This is a genomic window from Cryobacterium cryoconiti (assembly GCF_004403065.1).
GTDB classification, from domain to species: domain Bacteria; phylum Actinomycetota; class Actinomycetes; order Actinomycetales; family Microbacteriaceae; genus Cryobacterium; species Cryobacterium cryoconiti.
This window is the reverse complement of sequence record NZ_SOHA01000044.1, coordinates 26,959-45,072: the sequence shown is the minus strand read 5'-3', so window position 1 is coordinate 45,072 and position 18,114 is coordinate 26,959. Positions and strand designations below refer to the sequence as shown.

At 68.1% G+C, this 18,114-nt stretch carries 20 protein-coding genes; 8 read left to right on the top strand and 12 right to left on the bottom strand.

Features of this window, described 5'->3' with window-relative positions:
- Positions 1-243: 243 nt before the first annotated feature.
- The 3 genes from E3T49_RS15930 to E3T49_RS15920 form a co-directional block, all read right to left on the bottom strand.
- Positions 244-957, bottom strand: a complete 714-nt coding sequence (locus E3T49_RS15930) for a GAF and ANTAR domain-containing protein (protein ID WP_134425897.1) — start codon at positions 955-957, stop codon at positions 244-246.
- A complete protein-coding gene (locus E3T49_RS15925; RefSeq protein ID WP_134425896.1) occupies positions 950-1,669 on the bottom strand; it encodes a GAF and ANTAR domain-containing protein in 720 nt (239 codons plus the stop codon). Before E3T49_RS15925 ends, E3T49_RS15930 begins: the two co-directional genes overlap by 8 nt.
- Positions 1,670-1,774: 105 nt before the next feature.
- Positions 1,775-2,269, bottom strand: a complete 495-nt coding sequence (locus E3T49_RS15920) for a MarR family winged helix-turn-helix transcriptional regulator (protein ID WP_134425895.1) — start codon at positions 2,267-2,269, stop codon at positions 1,775-1,777.
- 233 nt (positions 2,270-2,502) lie between these two features.
- On the opposite strand from E3T49_RS15920, the gene E3T49_RS15915 reads away from it, so the two are divergent.
- Both E3T49_RS15915 and E3T49_RS15910 read left to right on the top strand, forming a co-directional pair.
- Complete coding sequence (locus E3T49_RS15915; protein WP_134425894.1) at positions 2,503-2,769, top strand: hypothetical protein; 267 nt, start codon at positions 2,503-2,505, stop codon at positions 2,767-2,769.
- A gap of 133 nt (positions 2,770-2,902) precedes the next feature.
- Positions 2,903-4,297 carry a glycosyltransferase family 2 protein gene (locus E3T49_RS15910; protein ID WP_134425893.1) on the top strand — a complete coding sequence of 465 codons (1,395 nt, stop codon included), beginning with the start codon at positions 2,903-2,905 and terminating at the stop codon, positions 4,295-4,297.
- Positions 4,298-4,317: 20 nt separating this feature from the next.
- Here the strand turns inward: E3T49_RS15910 and E3T49_RS15905 are convergent, their stop codons facing one another.
- Positions 4,318-4,848, bottom strand: a complete 531-nt coding sequence (locus E3T49_RS15905) for a pyridoxine/pyridoxamine 5'-phosphate oxidase (protein ID WP_134425892.1) — start codon at positions 4,846-4,848, stop codon at positions 4,318-4,320.
- A gap of 74 nt (positions 4,849-4,922) precedes the next feature.
- Here E3T49_RS15905 and E3T49_RS15900 point away from each other — a divergent pair, with 74 nt between their 5' ends.
- The gene (locus tag E3T49_RS15900; protein WP_134425891.1) at positions 4,923-5,816 is read left to right on the top strand and encodes an NAD-dependent epimerase/dehydratase family protein; all 894 of its coding nucleotides are present in this window, start codon (positions 4,923-4,925) and stop codon (positions 5,814-5,816) included.
- Between the two features lie 30 nt (positions 5,817-5,846).
- On the opposite strand, the gene rbsD is transcribed toward E3T49_RS15900, so the two are convergent.
- The 6 genes from rbsD to E3T49_RS15870 form a co-directional block, all read right to left on the bottom strand.
- On the bottom strand, positions 5,847-6,230 hold the full coding sequence (gene rbsD / locus E3T49_RS15895) for a D-ribose pyranase (protein WP_134425890.1): 384 nt from the start codon (positions 6,228-6,230) through the stop codon (positions 5,847-5,849).
- The gene (locus E3T49_RS15890) at positions 6,227-7,150 is read right to left on the bottom strand and encodes a ribokinase (protein WP_338145436.1); all 924 of its coding nucleotides are present in this window, start codon (positions 7,148-7,150) and stop codon (positions 6,227-6,229) included. Before E3T49_RS15890 ends, rbsD begins: the two co-directional genes overlap by 4 nt.
- Positions 7,147-8,091: a substrate-binding domain-containing protein gene (locus E3T49_RS15885; protein ID WP_134425889.1), complete on the bottom strand. Its 945-nt coding sequence runs from the start codon at positions 8,089-8,091 to the stop codon at positions 7,147-7,149. The genes E3T49_RS15890 and E3T49_RS15885 overlap by 4 nt, the downstream gene beginning before the upstream one ends.
- Before the next feature lie 73 nt (positions 8,092-8,164).
- Complete coding sequence (locus tag E3T49_RS15880) at positions 8,165-9,136, bottom strand: ABC transporter permease (RefSeq protein ID WP_134425888.1); 972 nt, start codon at positions 9,134-9,136, stop codon at positions 8,165-8,167.
- A gap of 11 nt (positions 9,137-9,147) precedes the next feature.
- Complete coding sequence (locus E3T49_RS15875; RefSeq protein ID WP_134425887.1) at positions 9,148-10,662, bottom strand: sugar ABC transporter ATP-binding protein; 1,515 nt, start codon at positions 10,660-10,662, stop codon at positions 9,148-9,150.
- A gap of 34 nt (positions 10,663-10,696) precedes the next feature.
- A complete protein-coding gene (locus tag E3T49_RS15870) occupies positions 10,697-11,806 on the bottom strand; it encodes a LacI family DNA-binding transcriptional regulator (protein WP_241972867.1) in 1,110 nt (369 codons plus the stop codon).
- Between the two features lie 130 nt (positions 11,807-11,936).
- Between E3T49_RS15870 and E3T49_RS15865 the strand changes: the two genes are divergently transcribed.
- The 3 genes from E3T49_RS15865 to E3T49_RS15855 all read left to right on the top strand — a co-directional run bounded on the left by E3T49_RS15865 (position 11,937) and on the right by E3T49_RS15855 (position 14,125).
- Positions 11,937-12,287, top strand: coding sequence for a toxin-antitoxin system YwqK family antitoxin (locus tag E3T49_RS15865; protein WP_134425886.1), 351 nt, complete (start codon positions 11,937-11,939; stop codon positions 12,285-12,287).
- An 88-nt stretch (positions 12,288-12,375) separates the two neighbouring features.
- On the top strand, positions 12,376-12,606 hold the full coding sequence (locus E3T49_RS15860; protein ID WP_134425885.1) for a hypothetical protein: 231 nt from the start codon (positions 12,376-12,378) through the stop codon (positions 12,604-12,606).
- Between the two features lie 85 nt (positions 12,607-12,691).
- The gene (locus tag E3T49_RS15855; protein WP_134425884.1) at positions 12,692-14,125 is read left to right on the top strand and encodes a DUF222 domain-containing protein; all 1,434 of its coding nucleotides are present in this window, start codon (positions 12,692-12,694) and stop codon (positions 14,123-14,125) included.
- A gap of 87 nt (positions 14,126-14,212) precedes the next feature.
- On the opposite strand, the gene E3T49_RS15850 is transcribed toward E3T49_RS15855, so the two are convergent.
- On the bottom strand, positions 14,213-15,049 hold the full coding sequence (locus E3T49_RS15850; protein ID WP_134425883.1) for an SDR family NAD(P)-dependent oxidoreductase: 837 nt from the start codon (positions 15,047-15,049) through the stop codon (positions 14,213-14,215).
- A gap of 231 nt (positions 15,050-15,280) precedes the next feature.
- On the opposite strand from E3T49_RS15850, the gene E3T49_RS15845 reads away from it, so the two are divergent.
- On the top strand, positions 15,281-15,883 hold the full coding sequence (locus E3T49_RS15845; protein ID WP_134425882.1) for a hypothetical protein: 603 nt from the start codon (positions 15,281-15,283) through the stop codon (positions 15,881-15,883).
- 215 nt (positions 15,884-16,098) lie between these two features.
- Positions 16,099-16,896, top strand: coding sequence for a 2,3-bisphosphoglycerate-dependent phosphoglycerate mutase (locus tag E3T49_RS15840; protein WP_134425881.1), 798 nt, complete (start codon positions 16,099-16,101; stop codon positions 16,894-16,896).
- A 21-nt stretch (positions 16,897-16,917) separates the two neighbouring features.
- Here the strand turns inward: E3T49_RS15840 and E3T49_RS15835 are convergent, their stop codons facing one another.
- Positions 16,918-18,099, bottom strand: a complete 1,182-nt coding sequence (locus tag E3T49_RS15835) for a glycerate kinase (protein WP_134425880.1) — start codon at positions 18,097-18,099, stop codon at positions 16,918-16,920.
- Positions 18,100-18,114: the final 15 nt, after the last annotated feature.

The following is an 18,114-nucleotide window of genomic DNA, read 5'->3' as shown; positions in this document are numbered from 1 at the left end:
CACGATGGTCGGAGCTGCGGTCAGCCAGGGATGAGCCGGATCGGACTCGGGTTGCTCCGATTCTTCGGTTGGGGATTCCTGATCCGGCGAGCTCACGAGCTGACCTCGGTCACGGTCACGCCAACACGTCCGCATTGACATGAGGATTCGTCACTATCAAACATAAGGACCTGTCCAAAGATTTGAACATTAATCGTACGCGCCGGATCGAGTGTTCTCAAGAGAAGAACACCCACCCCGGGGTCAGATGACGAGCGTCTGATCCACGAGCCCCTGGGCAACCTGGGACAGCATCACGCGGTTGCTGCGAGCGTAGGTGCGGAGCAGAACGAACGCTTCCTCCATCGAGACTCCGCGCGAATGCGAAATCACACCTTTGGCTTGTTCGATCACGACTCGGGACGTCAACGCGCTCGTCAGTTGCTCCCGCACCGAATTGCTCTCTCGGAGCGTGCGTTCCTGCAGAATCCCGATCGTGGCCACATCGGCCAACGCCTGGGCTGCCCGCACATCCTGCTGCCGCAGGGCCCCGGGAACCGTGGACAGCAGGTTGAGGGCGCCGATCGTCGTCTCCCGCAACCGCAACGGAATCGCCGTGACCGCAGCGAAACCCTGCTCCCTGGCGCTGTCCCGAAAGCGCAGCCACGCCGGCGGGCTGTCCTCCACATCCGGCAGCGACACGACCGTGCCCGTGGTGAAGCACTGCACGCACGGACCTGCCCGGGCGCTCAGCTGCATGACCTCGACCAGCCGGCTGGCTTCGCTGGTCGAGGCGACGACCTCGAGCTCACCGTCTGCGTCGGCCAGGAGGATGCCCGCCGCCGCAATGTCCAGGAGGTCGGCGCAGCTTTCCACCAGGGTTTGCAGGAGATCCACCACGTCGTAACCGGCGACCAGGGTGTCCGCCAGGGTCGCGAACGTCTCGATCAGGCGGTCTTCTCTCGTTGCCTCAATCATGAGAGCCCTCGATCTGATTCTCATTCACCGCAAAACTCAGTCGCCGGTCGATGATCTCCTGCGCGATCTCCTGCATCGGCCGGCCGGCGGCGAATGCATGGCCCTGGATGACCAGCAGAGCGTCTGTGGCGGCAATCCCCAGTTGCGCCAGCACCATGCCCGTGGCCTGATGCACCTCGCGCCGGGAGAACTGTCGGCTGGATTCTGCACCGCCCTCGATGTCGCCCTCGGCCAGCCGGATGGCTCGAGCGAGCACGAGGCGGCTGACAACGGTCGCGAGCCCGGAGGTCTGCCGGATGTTCAGATCGCTGAGGTGTCCCGGCCTGGTCGTGTACAGGTCGATCGCCCCGATGCGCAGGGGCCCCAGCAGCAGGGGAAAGGCGAACAGGGCACCCAGGTCGTCATCGATGATGGCCTCCGAGAAGACCGGCCACACCCGTGTCGGCCTGTGACGGATGTCGGGCTCGAGAATCGGGGCCCGGGTCGCCAGCGCATCCCAACAGGGGCCTTCGCCCAGATCCAATTGCAACTCGTCCAGTCGTATCGATTGCGCGTCGCTGGCCGAGACCGTTTCGGCAGGCAGGAAGTCGCCGAACGTCGAAATGGACAACCCGTCCACCGGCAGCACCCCCAGCAAGGGCTCATACAACCGCGACTCATCTCCCGCCAATGCGGTCAACGCGCCTTCGGTGGCTTCAAATCGATCACGCATGGCACTCGTACCTGCGCTTCCGATTTCTGCTTCGATTGAGACCTGCCCACGTCATAGTCCGAACGTACTCCGCCGATGGCGAATCGGGAGATTCTGCACCATCCGTCAGGCGCTCCTGACTGCTGGAATCTGCGTTCCGGCAAGACCGTCCTCCAGGTCGTAGCCGAGCGCCGCTGCGATACTGAGCAACTGCGCCGCGAGTAGCGACTGCTCTTCGTCCGACATCTGGCCCTGGGCCGTGCCGACCCGTGCACGAAAATCGCCGTAAATGCTGTCCATCAGCGTCTCGCCCGCCAGCGTCAGTTCCAGAAACAGGCTGCGCCGGTCTGCCGGGTTGGCAACTCGACGCACCACGTTCCGGGCAACCAGTCGGTCACAGATCGCCGTGACCGCGCCCATTGACAGGCCTGTGGACCCAGCCAACGTCTTCGGTGTTACCCGCCCTGCCTCCGAAATCCGAAAAAGCACCCGAATCTCCGACCCCGTCAAGCCGGCTTCCGCCGCCATCCCCGCACGGGTCTTGTCCAACGCCCGGAGCAGGACTATCACCGCGGCGGTGACACCCTCGAGCACCTGGACGGAGCCGCTTTCCTTGAACATGGTTTCTCCCGACAGCAACGACGCGAATACAACCGGAGCCCCGGCGAATCCGCCTCCACCCTAGCGATGACTGCACTGTTCTTCCAACATGGAATATCACGAACTTGGAATAGTTTGAAATCCAAACTAATGGCTATAGATTAAGCCCCGACGCCAGTTCCCTACGGCATCATCCGAACTCTGCCGGGCCACCCGTAGCGCCTCGGTGTTCGCTGAGAGACAGGTCTGCATCGATGAACGAGTACCGTCTGACCGTGAATGGCGACCGCTATGTGGTCGACACAATCGATGACCTGGCGGCATGGAAGACCTCCGTCGCCGCCGCCGTGCAGCGCGGCGGCGGATTCATCGATGTGACCAATTCCGCCGGATTCCTGACTTCCCTGCTGATCACTCCGAACTCGACCGTCACAGTGCAGCGGGTCCATCTCCCGGAACCACGACCGGAGCCCTGGACGCAGCTCCTCTCCGATGAGGCCTTCACCTACGAGGACTTCTAAGTCCGACTCGATCACCCCTGAACTGGTGTCTTCGGAGCCTCCGCGCCGCACCCGCCGCGGCGTAGATTTGACCTAACCACCTGGGGGCCAGGTGCAGCAGCCGTGACTCACACGTCCCGCACCTGGGGCACACATGACCGCGCTCCACCCGCGCCGGGGCGACGACCCGGCGCCACCGCCGACACCACGAACCTCGCCCTCGCCGCACCGAGCGCCTGGACACCGGTTCTACCTGTCCGTCACCGTGAAATTCGTGCTGTCCGTTCTGTTCGCACTCAGCTGGACCGGTGCATCCGTCTGGATCTCGTTGCCGTGGATCACGGATTTGTCTCGCCTGACCGGCGACCCGGCGGCGTGGATCATCGTCTCCCTGGTTGCCTTCCTGCCGGGCTTCGTGGTCGCGCTGTTGAGCCTGTCGCTGCTGCTGGATCGCCAGCCGCCGTTCCGGGTGAGCAACCCGGTCACCCCGTTGACCATCATTGTGGCGGCCCGCAACGAACAGGACGGCATCCGCGAGACCATCCGCTGCATCGGAGGCAGCGACTACGCCGGGCCCGTGACGGTGATCCTCGCCGACAACGGCTCCGAGGACGCCACGGCCCGGTTCGCCGAGCTGGCAGCAGCCGAAGCCGACGTGGCACTGCTGGTCGTGCGGGAACCGGCACCCGGCAAGTCGCATGCGCTGAACACGGCACTCCGCCAGGTCACCACGCCGTATGTGATCACCGTCGACGCGGACACGCTGCTGCACCGTGAGGCTCTGCGTCGCCTGATCTCCCGGCTCGAATCGTCACCGGCCGATACGGTGGCCGTGGCCGGCGCGGTGCTCGTGCGCAACTCCCGTGTCAATCTGCTCACCCGCATGCAGGAATGGGACTACTACCTCGGCATCGCCGCGGTGAAGCGGATGCAGGGGCTGTACCGGTCCACCCTCGTGGCCCAGGGCGCATTCTCGGTCTACCGCACCGCGAATGTCACGGCCATCGGCGGCTGGCCGGATGCCATCGGCGAGGACATCGTGGTGACCTGGAAGCTGCTGGAGCAGGGCGGACGGGTGCTGTTCGAACCTACCGCTGTGGCGTTCACCGAGGCGCCGACCACCGTCCTGCACTTCATGCGGCAGCGCGCCCGCTGGGCTCGCGGCATGTTCGAGGGTCTGCGCGCGGTGCCGCCGTGGCGTCAGAAGCACCGTCTGGCCGGAACCATCAGCGGCATCGACTTCCTGATCCCGCTGCTCGACATCGGCTACGGGCTGATCTGGGTGCCCGGCCTGGTGCTGTTCGTCGCCGTCGGCAACACGGCCGTCGTCTCGGTCTGGGCGCTGGCCGTGCTCCCGATCACGCTGGTGATCTACGGAAGCCTGCGCGCTTTCCAGAGCAATCGCGTGTTCGGCCCGCTCGGACTGCACGTGCGCCGCAACCGATTCGGCTATCTGACGTTCCTGCTCGGTTACCAGGTGCTGTGCTCCTACGCCTCGCTGGTCGGCTACGTGCAGTTCCTCGCCGGATCCGCGCGCCGCTGGAAGTAGGCGCGCGCCGACGCCGGGGTTCAGCCCTCGGCGGGAATCAGGTAGCGGTGCCGCACGTGCTTACGGCCGGGGTCGGCCTGCCAGAACTCGACCTCGACCGGGCGGAGGGCGTAGAGCTGCCAGGTGGGGTTGGGTGTTCCGTCGGTGCTGGGCCGCTCGGACCAGTCGGCTGCCGAGGCATCCGCCGACAATTCGACGACCGGGCCGACCACGCGAACCTGACGGCCGAGCGCCGACCAAAAGAAATTCATCGCGGCCACCGGATGCTCCGTCAGCTCCCGGCCCTTGCGTGACAGCCGTGAGGAGGCGAAGTGCCAGCCCTCGGCGTCGAGGTTCTTGAGGATGAGCATGCGCGACGACGGCATTCCCTCGGCGCCGACGGTCGCGAGACTGAAGGAGTGCGGCTGGGGCACCCCGGCCGCGAGGGCCTCGTCGAGCCAGACCCGGAACAACTCGGCCGGGTCTTCCGGGGCCGAGGCCGGGTCGAAAACCGGGAGATCCGCGGGGAAATCCGGCAGGGAACGCAGCATGCTGCGGAATGTTTCGCTCACGGTGTGAGCCTACCGGGCGATGCTGCTCGCATTCAGTGAGGGCCGCTAGCGTTGCAGGCAAACGAAGGAGCGAGATGACGGTACTCATTGCAGGATGCGGCGACCTCGGCACGGAAGTCGGCCTGCGCTTCGCGGCACTCGGCCACCACGTGGTGGGACTGCGCCGCAACGCGGCCGTGCTCCCCGCCGAAATCGAGGGGCAGTCCGTCGACCTCAGCGCGCAGAAGCCGGCCGTGCCGGTCGACACCGAGATCGTGGTCGTGGCCATCGCGCCCGGCAACCCTGACCCCGCGGCTTACCGGGCGGCCTACGTCGACGGCCTCCGGAACCTCCTCGACGCCCTCGACGAGGCCCGCGTCACCCCCCGCCGGGTGCTCCTGGTGTCATCGACCGCCGTCTACGACGTGTCCGACGCAAGCTGGGTCGACGAGCAGACGACAGCGAACCCGAAGCCGGGCACCGACGCCATCCTGCTCGAAGCCGAACAGCTGCTGCACGCCCGACTCCCCCAGGCCGTCATTTTCCGGCTGTCGGGCATCTACGGCCCCGGCCGGGAGCGGCTGATCGCCCAGGTGCGGGGCGGCCGCGCCACCCTGTCAGCCTCGGCCCGGCACACGAACCGAATCCACCGTGACGACGCCGCGGCGGCGATCGTGCACCTGATGCTGCGCGCGGAGGAGCCCGCTCCCCTCTATCTGGGCGTCGACAGCGCTCCAGTGCGCAGCAACGAGGTGCTGGTCTTCCTGGCCGGGGAGCTCGGCCTGCCGGCCCCGGCGGCGGAGGCGACACCGGCGGAGGAGGCCGCGGCGGCCGCGGGAGCATCCGCCGCAACGCGCGAAAGCCGGCGCGGAGGCGACAAGCGCCTCCGCAACCGGCTGTTACTCGACACGGGGTTCACGTTCCGCTACCCGACCTACCGCGAAGGCTACCGGGCCGTGTTGGCGGGCAACGGCATCCGTCACCCCTAGCGGCGCCGGGTCCGTTCGAGAACCAGGCGACTAGAACGAAACGCCGCAGACCAGCGCCGCGTTCGCGAACGGCGTCGCCTCACCCGAGCGGATGAACAGCTTGGCCGAGGCCGAGAGCTGTTTCAGTTCGGAGTGGCTGATGTATTCGATCGCGTCGAACCGGTCGGCCAGCCACGTGCCCGCGGGGGCGGTCTTCGCCTCCTCCGCGGCCACGCAATGCTGGAACACCATCTCCTCGAGCAGGGCGTCGAGCACCTGCTCGAAGCGCGGCACACCGTGCACCAGCGCCAGGTCGATCACGGGCACGCCGGCCGGGATCGGCATGCCGCAATCCGCGAGGAGAACGACATCCGTGTGCCCGAGGCGGGCCAGAGCGCCCGAGAGGTCGGCGTTCAGGATGCCGCGGCGCTTCATGCGTGCACCTGCGGCAGTTCGTCGGCCAGGGACGGATACGACGTCTGCGTTCCACGCCCCTGCACCGCGAAGGCGCCGACGCGCACGGCTCGGCGCACGGCCTCGGAAAGGCTCGACCCGGCCGCCAGCTGCGCGCTGAGGGCACCGACGAACGCGTCCCCGGCCCCCGAGCTGTCCACCGCGACGACCCGGGGCGACGCCACGCTGTGCGTGCCGTCCCGGTCGGCGCAGATGGCGCCCTTCGCGCCGCGGGTGAGCACCACGGAGGGAATCCCCGCTTCGAGGAGCCGGGCGACGAGCTCGGCGTCCTCGGTGGGGATGACGGTGTTCGGGGCCAGCTGGGCGAGAACGAGGGCAGCCTCGTGCTCGTTGACGACCAGCGGGTCGGCACGACGGATGCTCGCGGCATCCAGTTCGATCACGGGTGCCAGGTTCAGCACCACGCGGCCCGTGGCCAGCCGCATGGCCGCCACGATGCCGGCTGCGGGGATTTCACCCTGCAGCACCACGACGGCGGCTTCGGCGATGACGGACGCGCCGGCCTCGACGGCCTCCGCGCCCAGCTGGGCGTTGGCGCCGGGGATGATCACGATGGTGTTCTCCCCGCCGGCGTCCACGGTGACCAGTGCCAGCCCGGTCGGGCCGTCCACCGCGTGCACGTGCGAGAGGTCCACTCCGGCGCGGGTGAGGATCGCGGTCGCGACCTCGGCCTGCGGGTCCCGGCCCACGAGGCCGACCATGCGCACCGTGGCGCCCAGCTGGGCGGCCGCGACGGCCTGGTTGGCCCCTTTCCCTCCGGGGAGGAACTCCATCGACGTTCCGATGAGGGTCTCACCGGGCAGCGGGTGGCGTTCGATGGTGATCAGCTGGTCGACGTTGATCGACCCGACGACGACGACCGTGCCGGCAATGTCATTCACTTGGTGAAGTCGCCGACATTCGTCTTCGTGACGGAGACGACCTCAACCGGGACGGTCTTCTCGATCTTGTCACCCGCGATGGCCTTGATGGCGAGTTCAACGGAGAGCTTGCCGAGTTCGGCCGGCTGCTGCGCGATGGTGGCGACCAGGGTGCCTGCCTCGATGGCGGCGAGTCCGTCGGACGTGCCGTCGAAGCCGACGACCGAGACCTCGGTACCGGCACGCGAGCCGAGCGCCTGGATGGCGCCGAGAGCCATTTCGTCGTTCTCGGCGAAGAGGCCGGTCACGGCGGGGTTGGACTGCAGCAGGTTGGTGGTCACGTCGAGCGCGGCGGCACGGTCGAAGTTGGCGGTCTGCTTGGCCACCACGGTGATGTCCGGGTAGGCCTTCATGCCCTCTTCGAAGCCCTGGCCGCGGTCGCGGCTGGCCGAGGTGCCGGAGACACCCTGCAGGTGGATGACGCTGCCCTTTTCGCCCATGGCCTTGGCGAGTTCGTCGGCGGCCTGACGGCCTCCGGCCACGTTGTCGCTGGCGACGAGCGAGTTCAGGTCGGCGCCGTTGACGGTGCGGTCGACGCCGATGACGGGGATGTCGGCGCTGAGCAGGTCGTTCACGGAGGAGGAGGCGGCGTCGGAGTCGACCGGGTTCACGATGACGGCCTTGGTTCCACCCGAGGCGGCGGTGGCGAGCTGGTTGGCCTGCGTGGCCGAGTCATTCTGCGCGTCGACGATGTTCAGCTGCACGCCGGCTTCGTCGGCGGCGGCCTGGGCGCCGTCTCGCAGTTCCACGAAGAACGGGTTGTTCAGGGTGGAGAGGGCCATCACGATCTTCGTGCCGGACGCCTCGTCCCCGCCGCCCCGGCCGCAGGCCGTGGTGCCCACCAGGATCAGGGCGGCGGTGGCGGTCAGTGCCGCGATTTTGCGAAATGAGGAGGACTTCATTGTGTATTCCTTTGGGGTGTTGATGGATGAGGTGGGTGAGGTGACGGGTAACGGATGCCGGGCGTCGGCCGGGTCAGCTGCTACGGGTCTTGCGGCGCAGCACGTCGATGCCCACGGCGAGGGCGATCACGAGGCCGATGACGACCTGCTGCCAGAACGACGTCACGTTGAGCAGGTTGAGCCCATTGCGGATGACGACGAGCACGAGGGCGCCGACGAAGGTGCCCGAGATTTTGCCGAGGCCTCCGGCGAGTGAGGCGCCGCCGATCACGACGGCCGCGATGGCGTCGAGTTCGTAGCCGGCAGCGGCCTGAGGCTGCGCGGAGTCGAGGCGCCCGGCGAGGAGCAGCCCGGCGAGGGCGGCGAACAGGCCGGCCAGGGCGAAGACCGTGACGAGGATGCGTTTGACCGGCAGGCCCGACAGCCGGGCGGCTTCGGCGTTGCCGCCGACCGCGTACATGGAGCGGCCGATGACGGTGCGGTTGAGCAGGAAAGAGGCGGCGAGTGCGGCCAGCACCAGGATGATGATGGGCATCGGGACCGGTCCCACGTTGCCACCGAGGAAGGAGACCTCGGCCGGCATTTTGATCGGGCGGCCGTCGGAGATGACCAGGGTCAGCCCGCGGGCCACGCTGAGCATGGCGAGCGTGGCGATGAATGAAGGCAGTTTGCCGTAGGCGTTGGCCAGACCGTTGATGGTGCCGGCCAGCGTTCCGACCAGGAGACCGCCGATGAGGGCGAGCCAGCCGGGGAGGCCGGCGCTGGCGAACATCCAGCCCGACGACATTGCCGACAGGGCCGCCACGGCACCGACCGAGAGGTCGATCCCGCCGGCCACGATGACGAAGGTCATCCCGAAGGCCAGCACGGCCACCGTGGATACCTGGATGCCGATGTTGAGCAGATTCTGCGCGGTCAGGAAGTCGGGAGTCGCGATGAACAGGGCGATGCAGAGAACGACGAGGCCGACGAGGGCGCCGTTGTTGGCGAGGAATTTCTTGTAGTCGAAGCTGCGGCGCTTCGCCGGCACGGTTGCGGTGGACATGGTGTGGTTCCCTATCTCTGTTCGTGATTCTCGTCGACATCGCGGGCGGCGAGTGTCATGACTGCGTCCTGGGTGGCCTCGGCGGCGCTGAGCTCGCCGGCGAGCCGGCCGTCGCGCATCACCAGGATGCGGTCGCTCATGCCGAGGATCTCGGGCAGCTCGCTGGAGACCATCAGAATCGCTCCCCCGGCCGCCGTGATCGCGTTCATCAATTCGTAGATCTCGACCTTGGCGCCCACGTCGACGCCGCGGGTGGGTTCGTCGAGCAGCAGCACCGTGGAGGCGGCGATGATCCAGCGACCGAACACGGCCTTCTGCTGGTTGCCTCCGGAGAGTGCGCCGATCGGCTGGTCGATGGTGTGCATCCGAATGCGAAGTTTCTTGGCCACGTCGCCGGCCCGGCTGCGCTGGCCGGCGAAGTCGACCAGGCCCAGCTTCGCGGTGGAGGACAGCGTGGCGTAGCCGAGGTTGTCGTTGACGGATGCGTCGAGCACCAGCCCCTGCCCCTTGCGGTCTTCGGGCACGTGTCCGACACCCGCGGCGATCGCCGCCTGGATGCTGCCGTTCGGCAGGTGCCGGCCGCGCACGGCGACCGTTCCGGAGGTGTACCGGTCGGCGCCGGCGATCGCCCGGATCAGTTCGGTGCGTCCGGCGCCGACAAGCCCGGCAATGCCGAGCACCTCGCCCGCCTTGACGGTGAAACTGATGTCGCTGAACGAGCCGGTGGAGGTGAGGTGCTCCACCGTGAGGATCTCGGCCGTCTCACCCACCTTGCCGGCCACCCGCGGGAACTGGTCCTCGATACTGCGGCCGACCATCAGCTTGACGAGTTCGTCCTCGGGGGTGGAAGCGGGGACCTCGGCGATGAACTCGCCGTCGCGGAGCACGGTCACGGTGTCTCCGACTTCGGCGATCTCGTCGAGGTGGTGGCTGATGAACAGCATGCCCACTCCGCGCCGGCGCAGGTCGGCCATCACGGCGAACAGGCTCTCGGTCTCGTGGCGGGTCAGCGCCGCGGTGGGCTCGTCCAGGATCAGGATGCGGGCGTTGATGCTCAGGGCCTTGGCGATCTCCACCAGCTGCTGCTGGGCGATGCCGAGGTCCCCGACCAGGGTGTCGACACTGACGTCGAGTCCGATCAGGGCGAGGGCGGCGCGTGCCCGGTTGCGCAGGGCGCTGCGGTCGACCATGCCGTGCTTGGTCGGCGTCCGCCCGAGCATCACGTTCTCGGCGATGCTCATGGTGGGAACGAGGTTCAGTTCCTGGTGGATCGTGGCGATGCCGAGTTCCTCGGCCGCGCGGGTGGTCGGCAGGGTGACCGTCTTACCGTCCACCACGATGTGGCCGGCATCCGGCTGGTACACCCCCGCCATCATCTTGATCAGGGTGGATTTGCCGGCGCCGTTCTCGCCCAGCAGTACCTGCACCTGTCCGGCGTAGACGCTGACGGTGACGTCTTTGATGACCGTCACCGGGCCGAAGGTCTTGCCCACATTCTGCAGGGTGACCAGTGGTTGTTGACTCATGTCAGTTCTTTCTCGGGCTCGGCCCGGCTGCGGGTTAAACGAATTCTGGTGAGAGAGGTGTGGGTGAGACGGGCGCCGAGGACGACCCGCGGATGATCAGCTCGCTCGGCAGGACCACCGACTCGGGCGTGCCGCCGCCGATGACCTCGAGCAGCATCTTCACGGCGATGCGGCCCATCTCCTCGACGCTGTGCGAAATGACGCTCAGCGCCGGGTCGAGCAGCGCGAACCACTCGATATCGTCGAAGGCGATCAGGGCCACGTCGCGGCCGATGCGCAGCCCGCGCCGGTGCAGGATGGCGATCGCACCCACGGCCATCGGGCTGTCGGCGGCGAGCAGCGCGGTCGGCGGCTGGCGCAGTTCGAGAAGCGCGTGCACGCCCGCCGACCCGCTCGCGGCCTGGAAGTCGCCGAAGTACACGAGCTCGGGATCCTGACTGAGGCCGAACTCGGCCACGGCGCGGGTGAAGGCGGCGAAGCGGTCCCGGCCGGTCGAGATGCTCTGCGGGCCCGAGATGTAGCCGATGCGGGTGTGCCCGGCGGCCGCGAGGTGTTCGACGGCCTGACGGATGCCGGTCTCGCTGTCGGTGGTCACGCTCGGCACGTCGACGCCGTCCACGGTGCGGTCCACGAAGACGGTCGGGATCTTCCGCTGGATCAGTGAACGGATGCTGCCGCTGCCGTCCCCGAGTGGTGACACGACGATGCCGTCCACCCGCCGGGAGATCAGGGTGTCGAGGTACCGGTCCTGCTGTTCCTTGCGCTCATTCGCGTTGCCGAGCAGGGTGACGTAGCCGGCAGCCAGGGCGGCCTGTTCGACCGTGTGGGCGAGGTCGGCGAAGAAGGGGTTGCGCACATCCGATACCAGCAGGCCGATGGACTCGGTGTGCGTGCTGCGCAGGGCCCGCGCCTGGGCGTTGGGCCGGTAGTCGAGCTGGGCGGCCGCAGCGACGACGTTGGCCCGAGCCTCGGGCGAGGTGGCCGGGCTGCCGGAGAGCACCCGGGAGGCGGTGGCCACGGAGACGCCGGCGAGGGCGGCGACATCCTTGATCGTGATGGCGACCATGCTCACCTCTTCGTGTTCGTACGGGTACGTGTCGTACTCGTGTGTGCGCTTGCACTGTCTTCGTGGAATCGTTTCCATGGAAACGATTCCATCCTAGATCTACCCTGTTGCAGCTGTCAATGCGTTCACGCGAATGTGGTGCGGATTGGATCACGGCCCAGGGCGACGAAACACGAAGTAGCATGCCGGTACAGCGCGGGAGGCCACCATGAAGATTCAGCGGGACACCTATCAAGACGGAACGCTCATGGGTGAGGGACCCGTCGTCGCCGGCAAGAAGCACGGACCGTGGCGCAATTGGTACCGCAACGGCCAGCTCAAGGCCGAGGGCGCCTTCGTGCACGGGGAGTTCGACGGCCGCTGGACGTGGTGGCGTGAGAACGGCGAACTCCTCCAGAAAGGCGACTTCGTCGAGGGCAAGCAGGACGGCCCCTGGCAACGCTGGCACGAGAACGGGACCCTTATGGACACGGGAGCCTGGCGAGCCGGCAAGCGCACCGGCGACTGGACCTTCTACAATTCCGACGGCTCCCTCCGAAAGTCCCAGACATTCCGCTAGCCTCTCTCCTCGCGGCGCACCGTGTCGAAGCAGGCGCACGCTCTAACCAGCGCCGCGAGTCGGCGCTGCGGCCACCCGGGCGCTCCCGGTGGTCGAGCCTGTCGAGACCCGGCAAGCCGACCCCGTCGAGACCCCGGTGGCCGAGCCTGTCGAGACCCCGGTGGCCGAGCCTGTCGAGACCCCGGTGGTCGAGCCTGTCGAGACCCGGCGAGCCGACCCCGTCGCGACCCCGGTGGTCGAGCCTGTCGAGACCCGGCAAGCCGACCCCGTCGAGACCCCGGTGGTCGAGCCTGTCGAGACCCGGCAAGACAACCCGTAACCGCTTAGAACACGACTTCGAGTATCTGTCTCTAAATACACGACAAACTCTCGACTACACCTACTAACTCTGCTATTCTCGACGCATGACCACCACCGCAGACGACCTCAGAACGGCAACGGATGCCGTCGCCCGTCTGGGCTCCTCCTGCGCCGACTACGAGGCTCTTCCCGACGCCGAGGTGCTGGCCGGGCAGAGGCAGATCGCAGCCGCCCGGCGGCTCCTCGACACCCGGTCGGCGTGGATGGCGGCAACCATCGCCCATCGCTCTCGGCCCGAGCTCGGGCACTCGGGACTGGCCGCGCAGCAGGGCTTCCTCTCGCCCGAGGCGCTGATCCAGACGGTGACCGGCTCGACCAAGAACGATGCGTTCAAGCTCGTTGCGGTCGGCACGATGATGGCCGATGCCGAGGCGGCGGAGAAACTGGTCGAGGCTGCCGTGGACGCACCCGACGGCGATCCCGGTCTCGTCGCCGCTTTCGTGGCGAAGGTGCCGTGGCAGGCGCCGATAGCACGGGCGGTCACCGCCGGCACTCTCTCGGTCGATGCGGCCGAGTCGATCCGCGCGGGTTTGGGCCAGCTCGACGCGGCGGTCACCGCCGAGAGGCTCGGCACCGCCCTCGAATCCCTCCTCGTCGAGGCCGCGTCACTGAATGTCGACCAGGTTTTCAAACTCGCACGGCGTTTGCGCGACCAGCTCGACGAGGCGGGTATTGCCGCCCGGGAGAAGCAGGCCCACGACGATCGGTTCCTGCGGGTCTACCGGCTGGGAAACGGCAAGGTGCGCCTGCACGGCCTCTTCGCTCCGGAAGACGGCGAGTTCGTGCTCTCGACTTTCGACTCCGTGACCAGCCCCCGCCGTGGCGGGGTGCGCTTCGTCGACAAGGAGAAGGCCGCCTGGGCCAAACGTGTGCAGGACGACCCCCGCAGCACCGAGCAGATCGCCGCCGACGCCCTGGTGCAGTTGCTGAAGATCGCCGGTGAGGCCGACCAGGGCCGGGTCTTCGGCGGCCGCCGCCCCTCGGTGCGGGTCATCGTCACCGAGAAGTCCCTCAAGACGGATGGACCGGTGCCGGCCGAAGCCGCCGCCCATGGTCAGATCGAGGGCAACCCCGTCCCGATCTCGCAGGAGACCATCGACCGGCTGCTCTGCGACACCGGAACCCGCGGCATCCAAATCGACGACACCGGCCAGATCATCAACGTCGGCCGTGACGAACGACTCTTCACCGAAGCACAACGCGCTGCGATGGGGGTGCGGGACGGTGGCTGCCGGTGGGTGGACTGCGACCGATCACCGGCATGGAGCGAAGCGCACCACATCAACGAATGGTTGAAAGGCAACGGGTACACCGACCTTGCCGACGGAATACTCCTCTGCCATCCGCACCACCTGCTGCTGCATAACCAGCACTGGACGATCATCCGCACCGGAAACGACTACTGGCTACGACCACCGGTCGACGTCGACCCGGAACAAACGCTGATCGCATTGCCCAGCAAGAGGGCCACCCTGTGATCCGCAGACCGGATTCCCTGGGTCTGCCGTCTACTGACGTCTGTGCGACGTTGCCGTCCTCGCGCCCTCAGTCCGCAGCAGGCACGATCAAGAGCGGCCGGTGAACTTGTCCATGGAGCCGTAGACACCGAAGATGCGACCGGCGACGACGTCCCACAGGGGCAGGGGCAGCAACCCGCGGGCCACCTTCGAGAGCTGGACCGTCCACGGCATGGTGAGCATGGGCGCTCCGGCGAGCATCGCCTTCCAGACCCGATCGACCACGTACTCCGGCGTCATCACCGGCGTCAGAAGCGGTCCGCGAGCACCCTCGAACATTCCCGTCGAGATGTAGCTGGGGCTCACGGTCGTGACCTTCACATGCCCGTAGCGCTGCTGAAGCAGCTCCAGACGCAGAGAGTCGCTCCAGCCGATCAGAGCAGCCTTGGATGCGGCATAGACGCTCATCCGCGGGTTCGAAAGCATCCCGGCCGCCGACGCGATGTTCACGATGCGCGCCGCACGACCTTGATTCGCCATCATCGCCGGCAGGAACTCACGCGTGATGTACATCGGTGCGAGCGCGTTGATCTGCATGGTCGGCCGGGTGTCGGCGCCGTTGTCGTGCTCCCAGAAAAAGGCGCCGCGCACGATGCCGGCGTTGTTGATCACGATGTCCGGATCACCGACCTCGGTGCGCACCCGCTGCGCGGTCTGGGCGATCGCACCGAGGTCGGCGATGTCCACGACGTACGGCGCCACGATCGTTCCCTCGCCCGCGCGATCACCGAGGATGCCGGCAACACGAGTAAGAGCCCCGGCGTCACGATCCCAGAGGATCACGGCCTTCGCCCCCTCGGCCACGGCCCGCTCAGCGTAGAGGCGGCCCATGCCGCTGGCGGCACCGGTGATCAGCACAAGGGCTCCGGAAACGGTTCGAGTCATGGGCCCATCATCCCAAGAAGATGAGCCGAGTGGTGCACATTGAACACCCCGCATCCGGGCTGACACGTCGAAGTCATCGTGCGCTCCGAGCGCACCGGGGTCGTCGCCCGGTCACCGCAGGTGCTGCCAGGCCCGACCCGTCACGACCCGTGCCGCGGTTCCAGCGCCTACCCAGCGACGGGTGGAATCGTAGAGGACAACGCCCCAGACCCCCGAGCCAAGGAGCACACCATGGGATTCTTCGACCGCCTCTTCGGCACCGAGCCCCGGCAGCAGCCGCAGCAGCAGGGCCGCGCCACGGCGCCTCAGCGCACCGACGACGAGATCGCCGTCGAACGCTACCAATACCTGCTGCGCACGGCACCGCCCGAGACGATCGAGCAGGTTCACGCGGAGGCCTTCAGCAAACTCACCGATGAACAGCGCGACCTGCTGTTCCGCCAACTGAGCGAGAACACCGAGGCAAGCGAGCGCCCCGCGAACGCAGAACCGGCGACTCTGGCCCAGGCCGCCACCCGGGCAGAGCTGCGCCAACCCGGCACCCTCACCCGCGCCTTCGGCAATCAGGGCCAGGGCGGGCAAGGTCAGGGCGGGCCGAGCTTCGGCAGCATGGTCGGCAGTTCCCTGCTCGGCACCGTTGCCGGCTACGTGATCGCGTCGACTCTGATGAGTGCCTTCCTTCCGATGGATTCCGGAGCGACGGATGCCTCCGGCGACGCCGGATCCGGCGATTCGGGTTCCGGTGACTCCAGCGGCGACGCGGGTTCCGGCGGCGACTCGGGCGGAGGGGACTTCGACGGAGGCGGAGACTTCGGCGGCGACTTCGGCTTCTAAGCCCCTCGACCCCCGCGAGACCGCACCGTTCCCCTCTCGCGAGAGCGCACAATCTGCCCCCATTGCGCCGCTGAAGGGGCACATTGTGCGCTCTCGCGGCCGGGTGGCGGGAGCGGCGGGGGCTGTAGCCTGAAAAATGCGGCGGAAGACGTCCGCGACGCCTTGGGCTGCGACATCCGCTGCCAGGCCAATGAGATTGAACAGGGCTGGTAACCGTGCGCAAAGCGGGAGTGTTGATCGTGCTGCGGCACGGCGAGAGCACCGCGAACGCCGCCGGCCTGTTCACGGGCGTGCTGGATGCGCCGTTGTCAGAGCAGGGAACCCGCGAGGCCCACGCGGCCACCGCCCTTCTGAACGCGGCGCTACCCCTCGACGTGCCGCAGGTCGACACCCTTCTGCCTCCTCCCGCAGCCCCGGTCATCCTCTTCACCTCAACGCTGACGCGTGCGCGCCAGACCGCCGCCATCGTCGCCGCCGGCCTGGCCCGCCCGCTCGCGGCTCTGGAGGCGGATTGGCGCCTCAACGAACGCAACTACGGCGCGCTCACCGGCCGGTCCAAAGACGATGTGCGCGCCGAGTTCGGCGAAGCGCAATTCGTGCCCTGGCGCCGCTCAGTCGCCGAGGCCCCACCCGCGATGGGCGACCGGCTCTTCGACGAATTCGCCGCCACCGCCCTGTTCCGCGCCCTGCCGCCCGCCGCGCTGACCCGAACCGAGGCGCTCAGCGACGTCATCCGTCGAGTGGATGCCTTCCTCACCGAGCGCGTCGACCCGCTTCTCGCCCGCGGCCGGACCGTTCTCGTGATCGCGCACGGCAACTCCCTGCGTGCCCTGTGCGCGGTGCTCGACGATCTTTCCGATACGCAGATCCGTGACCTGAACCTGCCCACCGGGCAGCCGCTGGTCTACCGTTTCGATTCCCAGGGGCATCCCACCACGCCCGGCGGCCGTTACCTCGACTCCGTCGCGGCGCTGGCTGCCGCCATCACCCTCGCGAACGAGGGCGGAACCTAGCTCGCTCTGCGCACCGCGGGCTCAGGCGCCCGTCGCCCAGCCTGCCTGAGCCCCGTGCGGCGTCCCGGCCGACCGTCCGAGGGCGAGGAGGCGGCACACCGTCGCGGCGGCCCGCTCGAGGTTCGCCGGGCCATCCGTCAGCGCCCGCGGCAGGTCGCTGACCTCCTGGAGGATCGGAACCAGCGCGGTGAAGCCCTGGTCGTAGAGCACGTCGGCCCCCGGTCCGACCCGGCCCGCGAACGCGATCACGGGCACGCCGTGGCGCGCGGCAGCCTCGGCCACCCCGAGCGGGGTCTTGCCGTGCAGGGTCTGCCCGTCGATGCTGCCCTCGCCGGTGAAGACGAAGTCGGCCCCGCTCAGGCGTTGCTCGAGGAGGGCCGCCTCCATCACCACCTCCACGCCGCGGCGCATGCGGGAGTCGAAGCAGGCGAGGAATGCCGCGCCGAGCCCGCCGGCCGCACCGGCGCCGGGCATCTCCGCCACGGAACGCCCGGAGTCCACGGCGAGCACATCAGCGTAGACCGTGAGGGCCGCCTCGAGGTCCCGCACGGCCTGCGGATCGGCGCCTTTCTGCGGACCGAAGATGGCGCTGGCGCCATCGGGGCCGAGCAGCGGGTTGGAGACGTCGCTCGCAATCTCGTACGCTGCGGACCGGGCCCGGGGGTCGAATCCTTCGAGGTCGATCGTCCTCAACCCGGCGAGCGCGGCGCCGCCGCCGGCCAGGTCGCGACCGTCCGCATCGAGCAGCCGCGCACCGAGGGCGTGCAGCATGCCGGCGCCCCCGTCATTGGTCACCGATCCGCCCAGGCCGACCACGAACCGGATCGCGCCGCGGTCGAGCGCGTCGGTGATGAGCTCCCCCACACCGAATGTGCTCGCGGTGCGCACGTCACGCTCCGCCGCCGCGACCAGGTGAATTCCGGCCGCCGCCGCGATCTCGATGATCGCCAGTCGATCGTCGGCCACGTAGCCGTAGGCCGCCCGCACCGGGCGACCGAGGGCATCCTGCACCTCGACCTCCACGATCTCGCCGCCGCTCGCGGTGACGAGCGCCTCCACGGTGCCCTCGCCGCCGTCGGCCATCGGCACCCGCACGCACTCGGCGGTCGGGAACACGGCACGGATGCCGCGCTCCAGGGCCGCGGCGGCCTCGGCGGCCGACATGGACTCCTTGAACGAGTCAGGGGCCAGAACGAACTTCATGCTGTTGATCCTCCC

What these genes read in the sequence shown, in the direction of transcription:
- E3T49_RS15875 (WP_134425887.1), bottom strand. Translation starts at nt 10,662, where the DNA reads ATGAGTCAACAACCACTGGTCACCCTGCAGAATGTGGGCAAGACCTTC.
- E3T49_RS15855 (WP_134425884.1), top strand. Translation starts at nt 12,692, where the DNA reads ATGACCACCACCGCAGACGACCTCAGAACGGCAACGGATGCCGTCGCC.
- E3T49_RS15880 (WP_134425888.1), bottom strand. Translation starts at nt 9,136, where the DNA reads ATGTCCACCGCAACCGTGCCGGCGAAGCGCCGCAGCTTCGACTACAAG.
- E3T49_RS15870 (WP_241972867.1), bottom strand. Translation starts at nt 11,806, where the DNA reads ATGGAAACGATTCCACGAAGACAGTGCAAGCGCACACACGAGTACGAC.
- E3T49_RS15900 (WP_134425891.1), top strand. Translation starts at nt 4,923, where the DNA reads ATGACGGTACTCATTGCAGGATGCGGCGACCTCGGCACGGAAGTCGGC.
- E3T49_RS15835 (WP_134425880.1), bottom strand. Translation starts at nt 18,099, where the DNA reads ATGAAGTTCGTTCTGGCCCCTGACTCGTTCAAGGAGTCCATGTCGGCC.
- E3T49_RS15885 (WP_134425889.1), bottom strand. Translation starts at nt 8,091, where the DNA reads ATGAAGTCCTCCTCATTTCGCAAAATCGCGGCACTGACCGCCACCGCC.
- E3T49_RS15910 (WP_134425893.1), top strand. Translation starts at nt 2,903, where the DNA reads ATGACCGCGCTCCACCCGCGCCGGGGCGACGACCCGGCGCCACCGCCG.
- E3T49_RS15915 (WP_134425894.1), top strand. Translation starts at nt 2,503, where the DNA reads ATGAACGAGTACCGTCTGACCGTGAATGGCGACCGCTATGTGGTCGAC.
- E3T49_RS15930 (WP_134425897.1), bottom strand. Translation starts at nt 957, where the DNA reads ATGATTGAGGCAACGAGAGAAGACCGCCTGATCGAGACGTTCGCGACC.
- E3T49_RS15920 (WP_134425895.1), bottom strand. Translation starts at nt 2,269, where the DNA reads ATGTTCAAGGAAAGCGGCTCCGTCCAGGTGCTCGAGGGTGTCACCGCC.
- rbsD (WP_134425890.1), bottom strand. Translation starts at nt 6,230, where the DNA reads ATGAAGCGCCGCGGCATCCTGAACGCCGACCTCTCGGGCGCTCTGGCC.
- E3T49_RS15845 (WP_134425882.1), top strand. Translation starts at nt 15,281, where the DNA reads ATGGGATTCTTCGACCGCCTCTTCGGCACCGAGCCCCGGCAGCAGCCG.
- E3T49_RS15925 (WP_134425896.1), bottom strand. Translation starts at nt 1,669, where the DNA reads ATGCGTGATCGATTTGAAGCCACCGAAGGCGCGTTGACCGCATTGGCG.
- E3T49_RS15850 (WP_134425883.1), bottom strand. Translation starts at nt 15,049, where the DNA reads ATGACTCGAACCGTTTCCGGAGCCCTTGTGCTGATCACCGGTGCCGCC.
- E3T49_RS15865 (WP_134425886.1), top strand. Translation starts at nt 11,937, where the DNA reads ATGAAGATTCAGCGGGACACCTATCAAGACGGAACGCTCATGGGTGAG.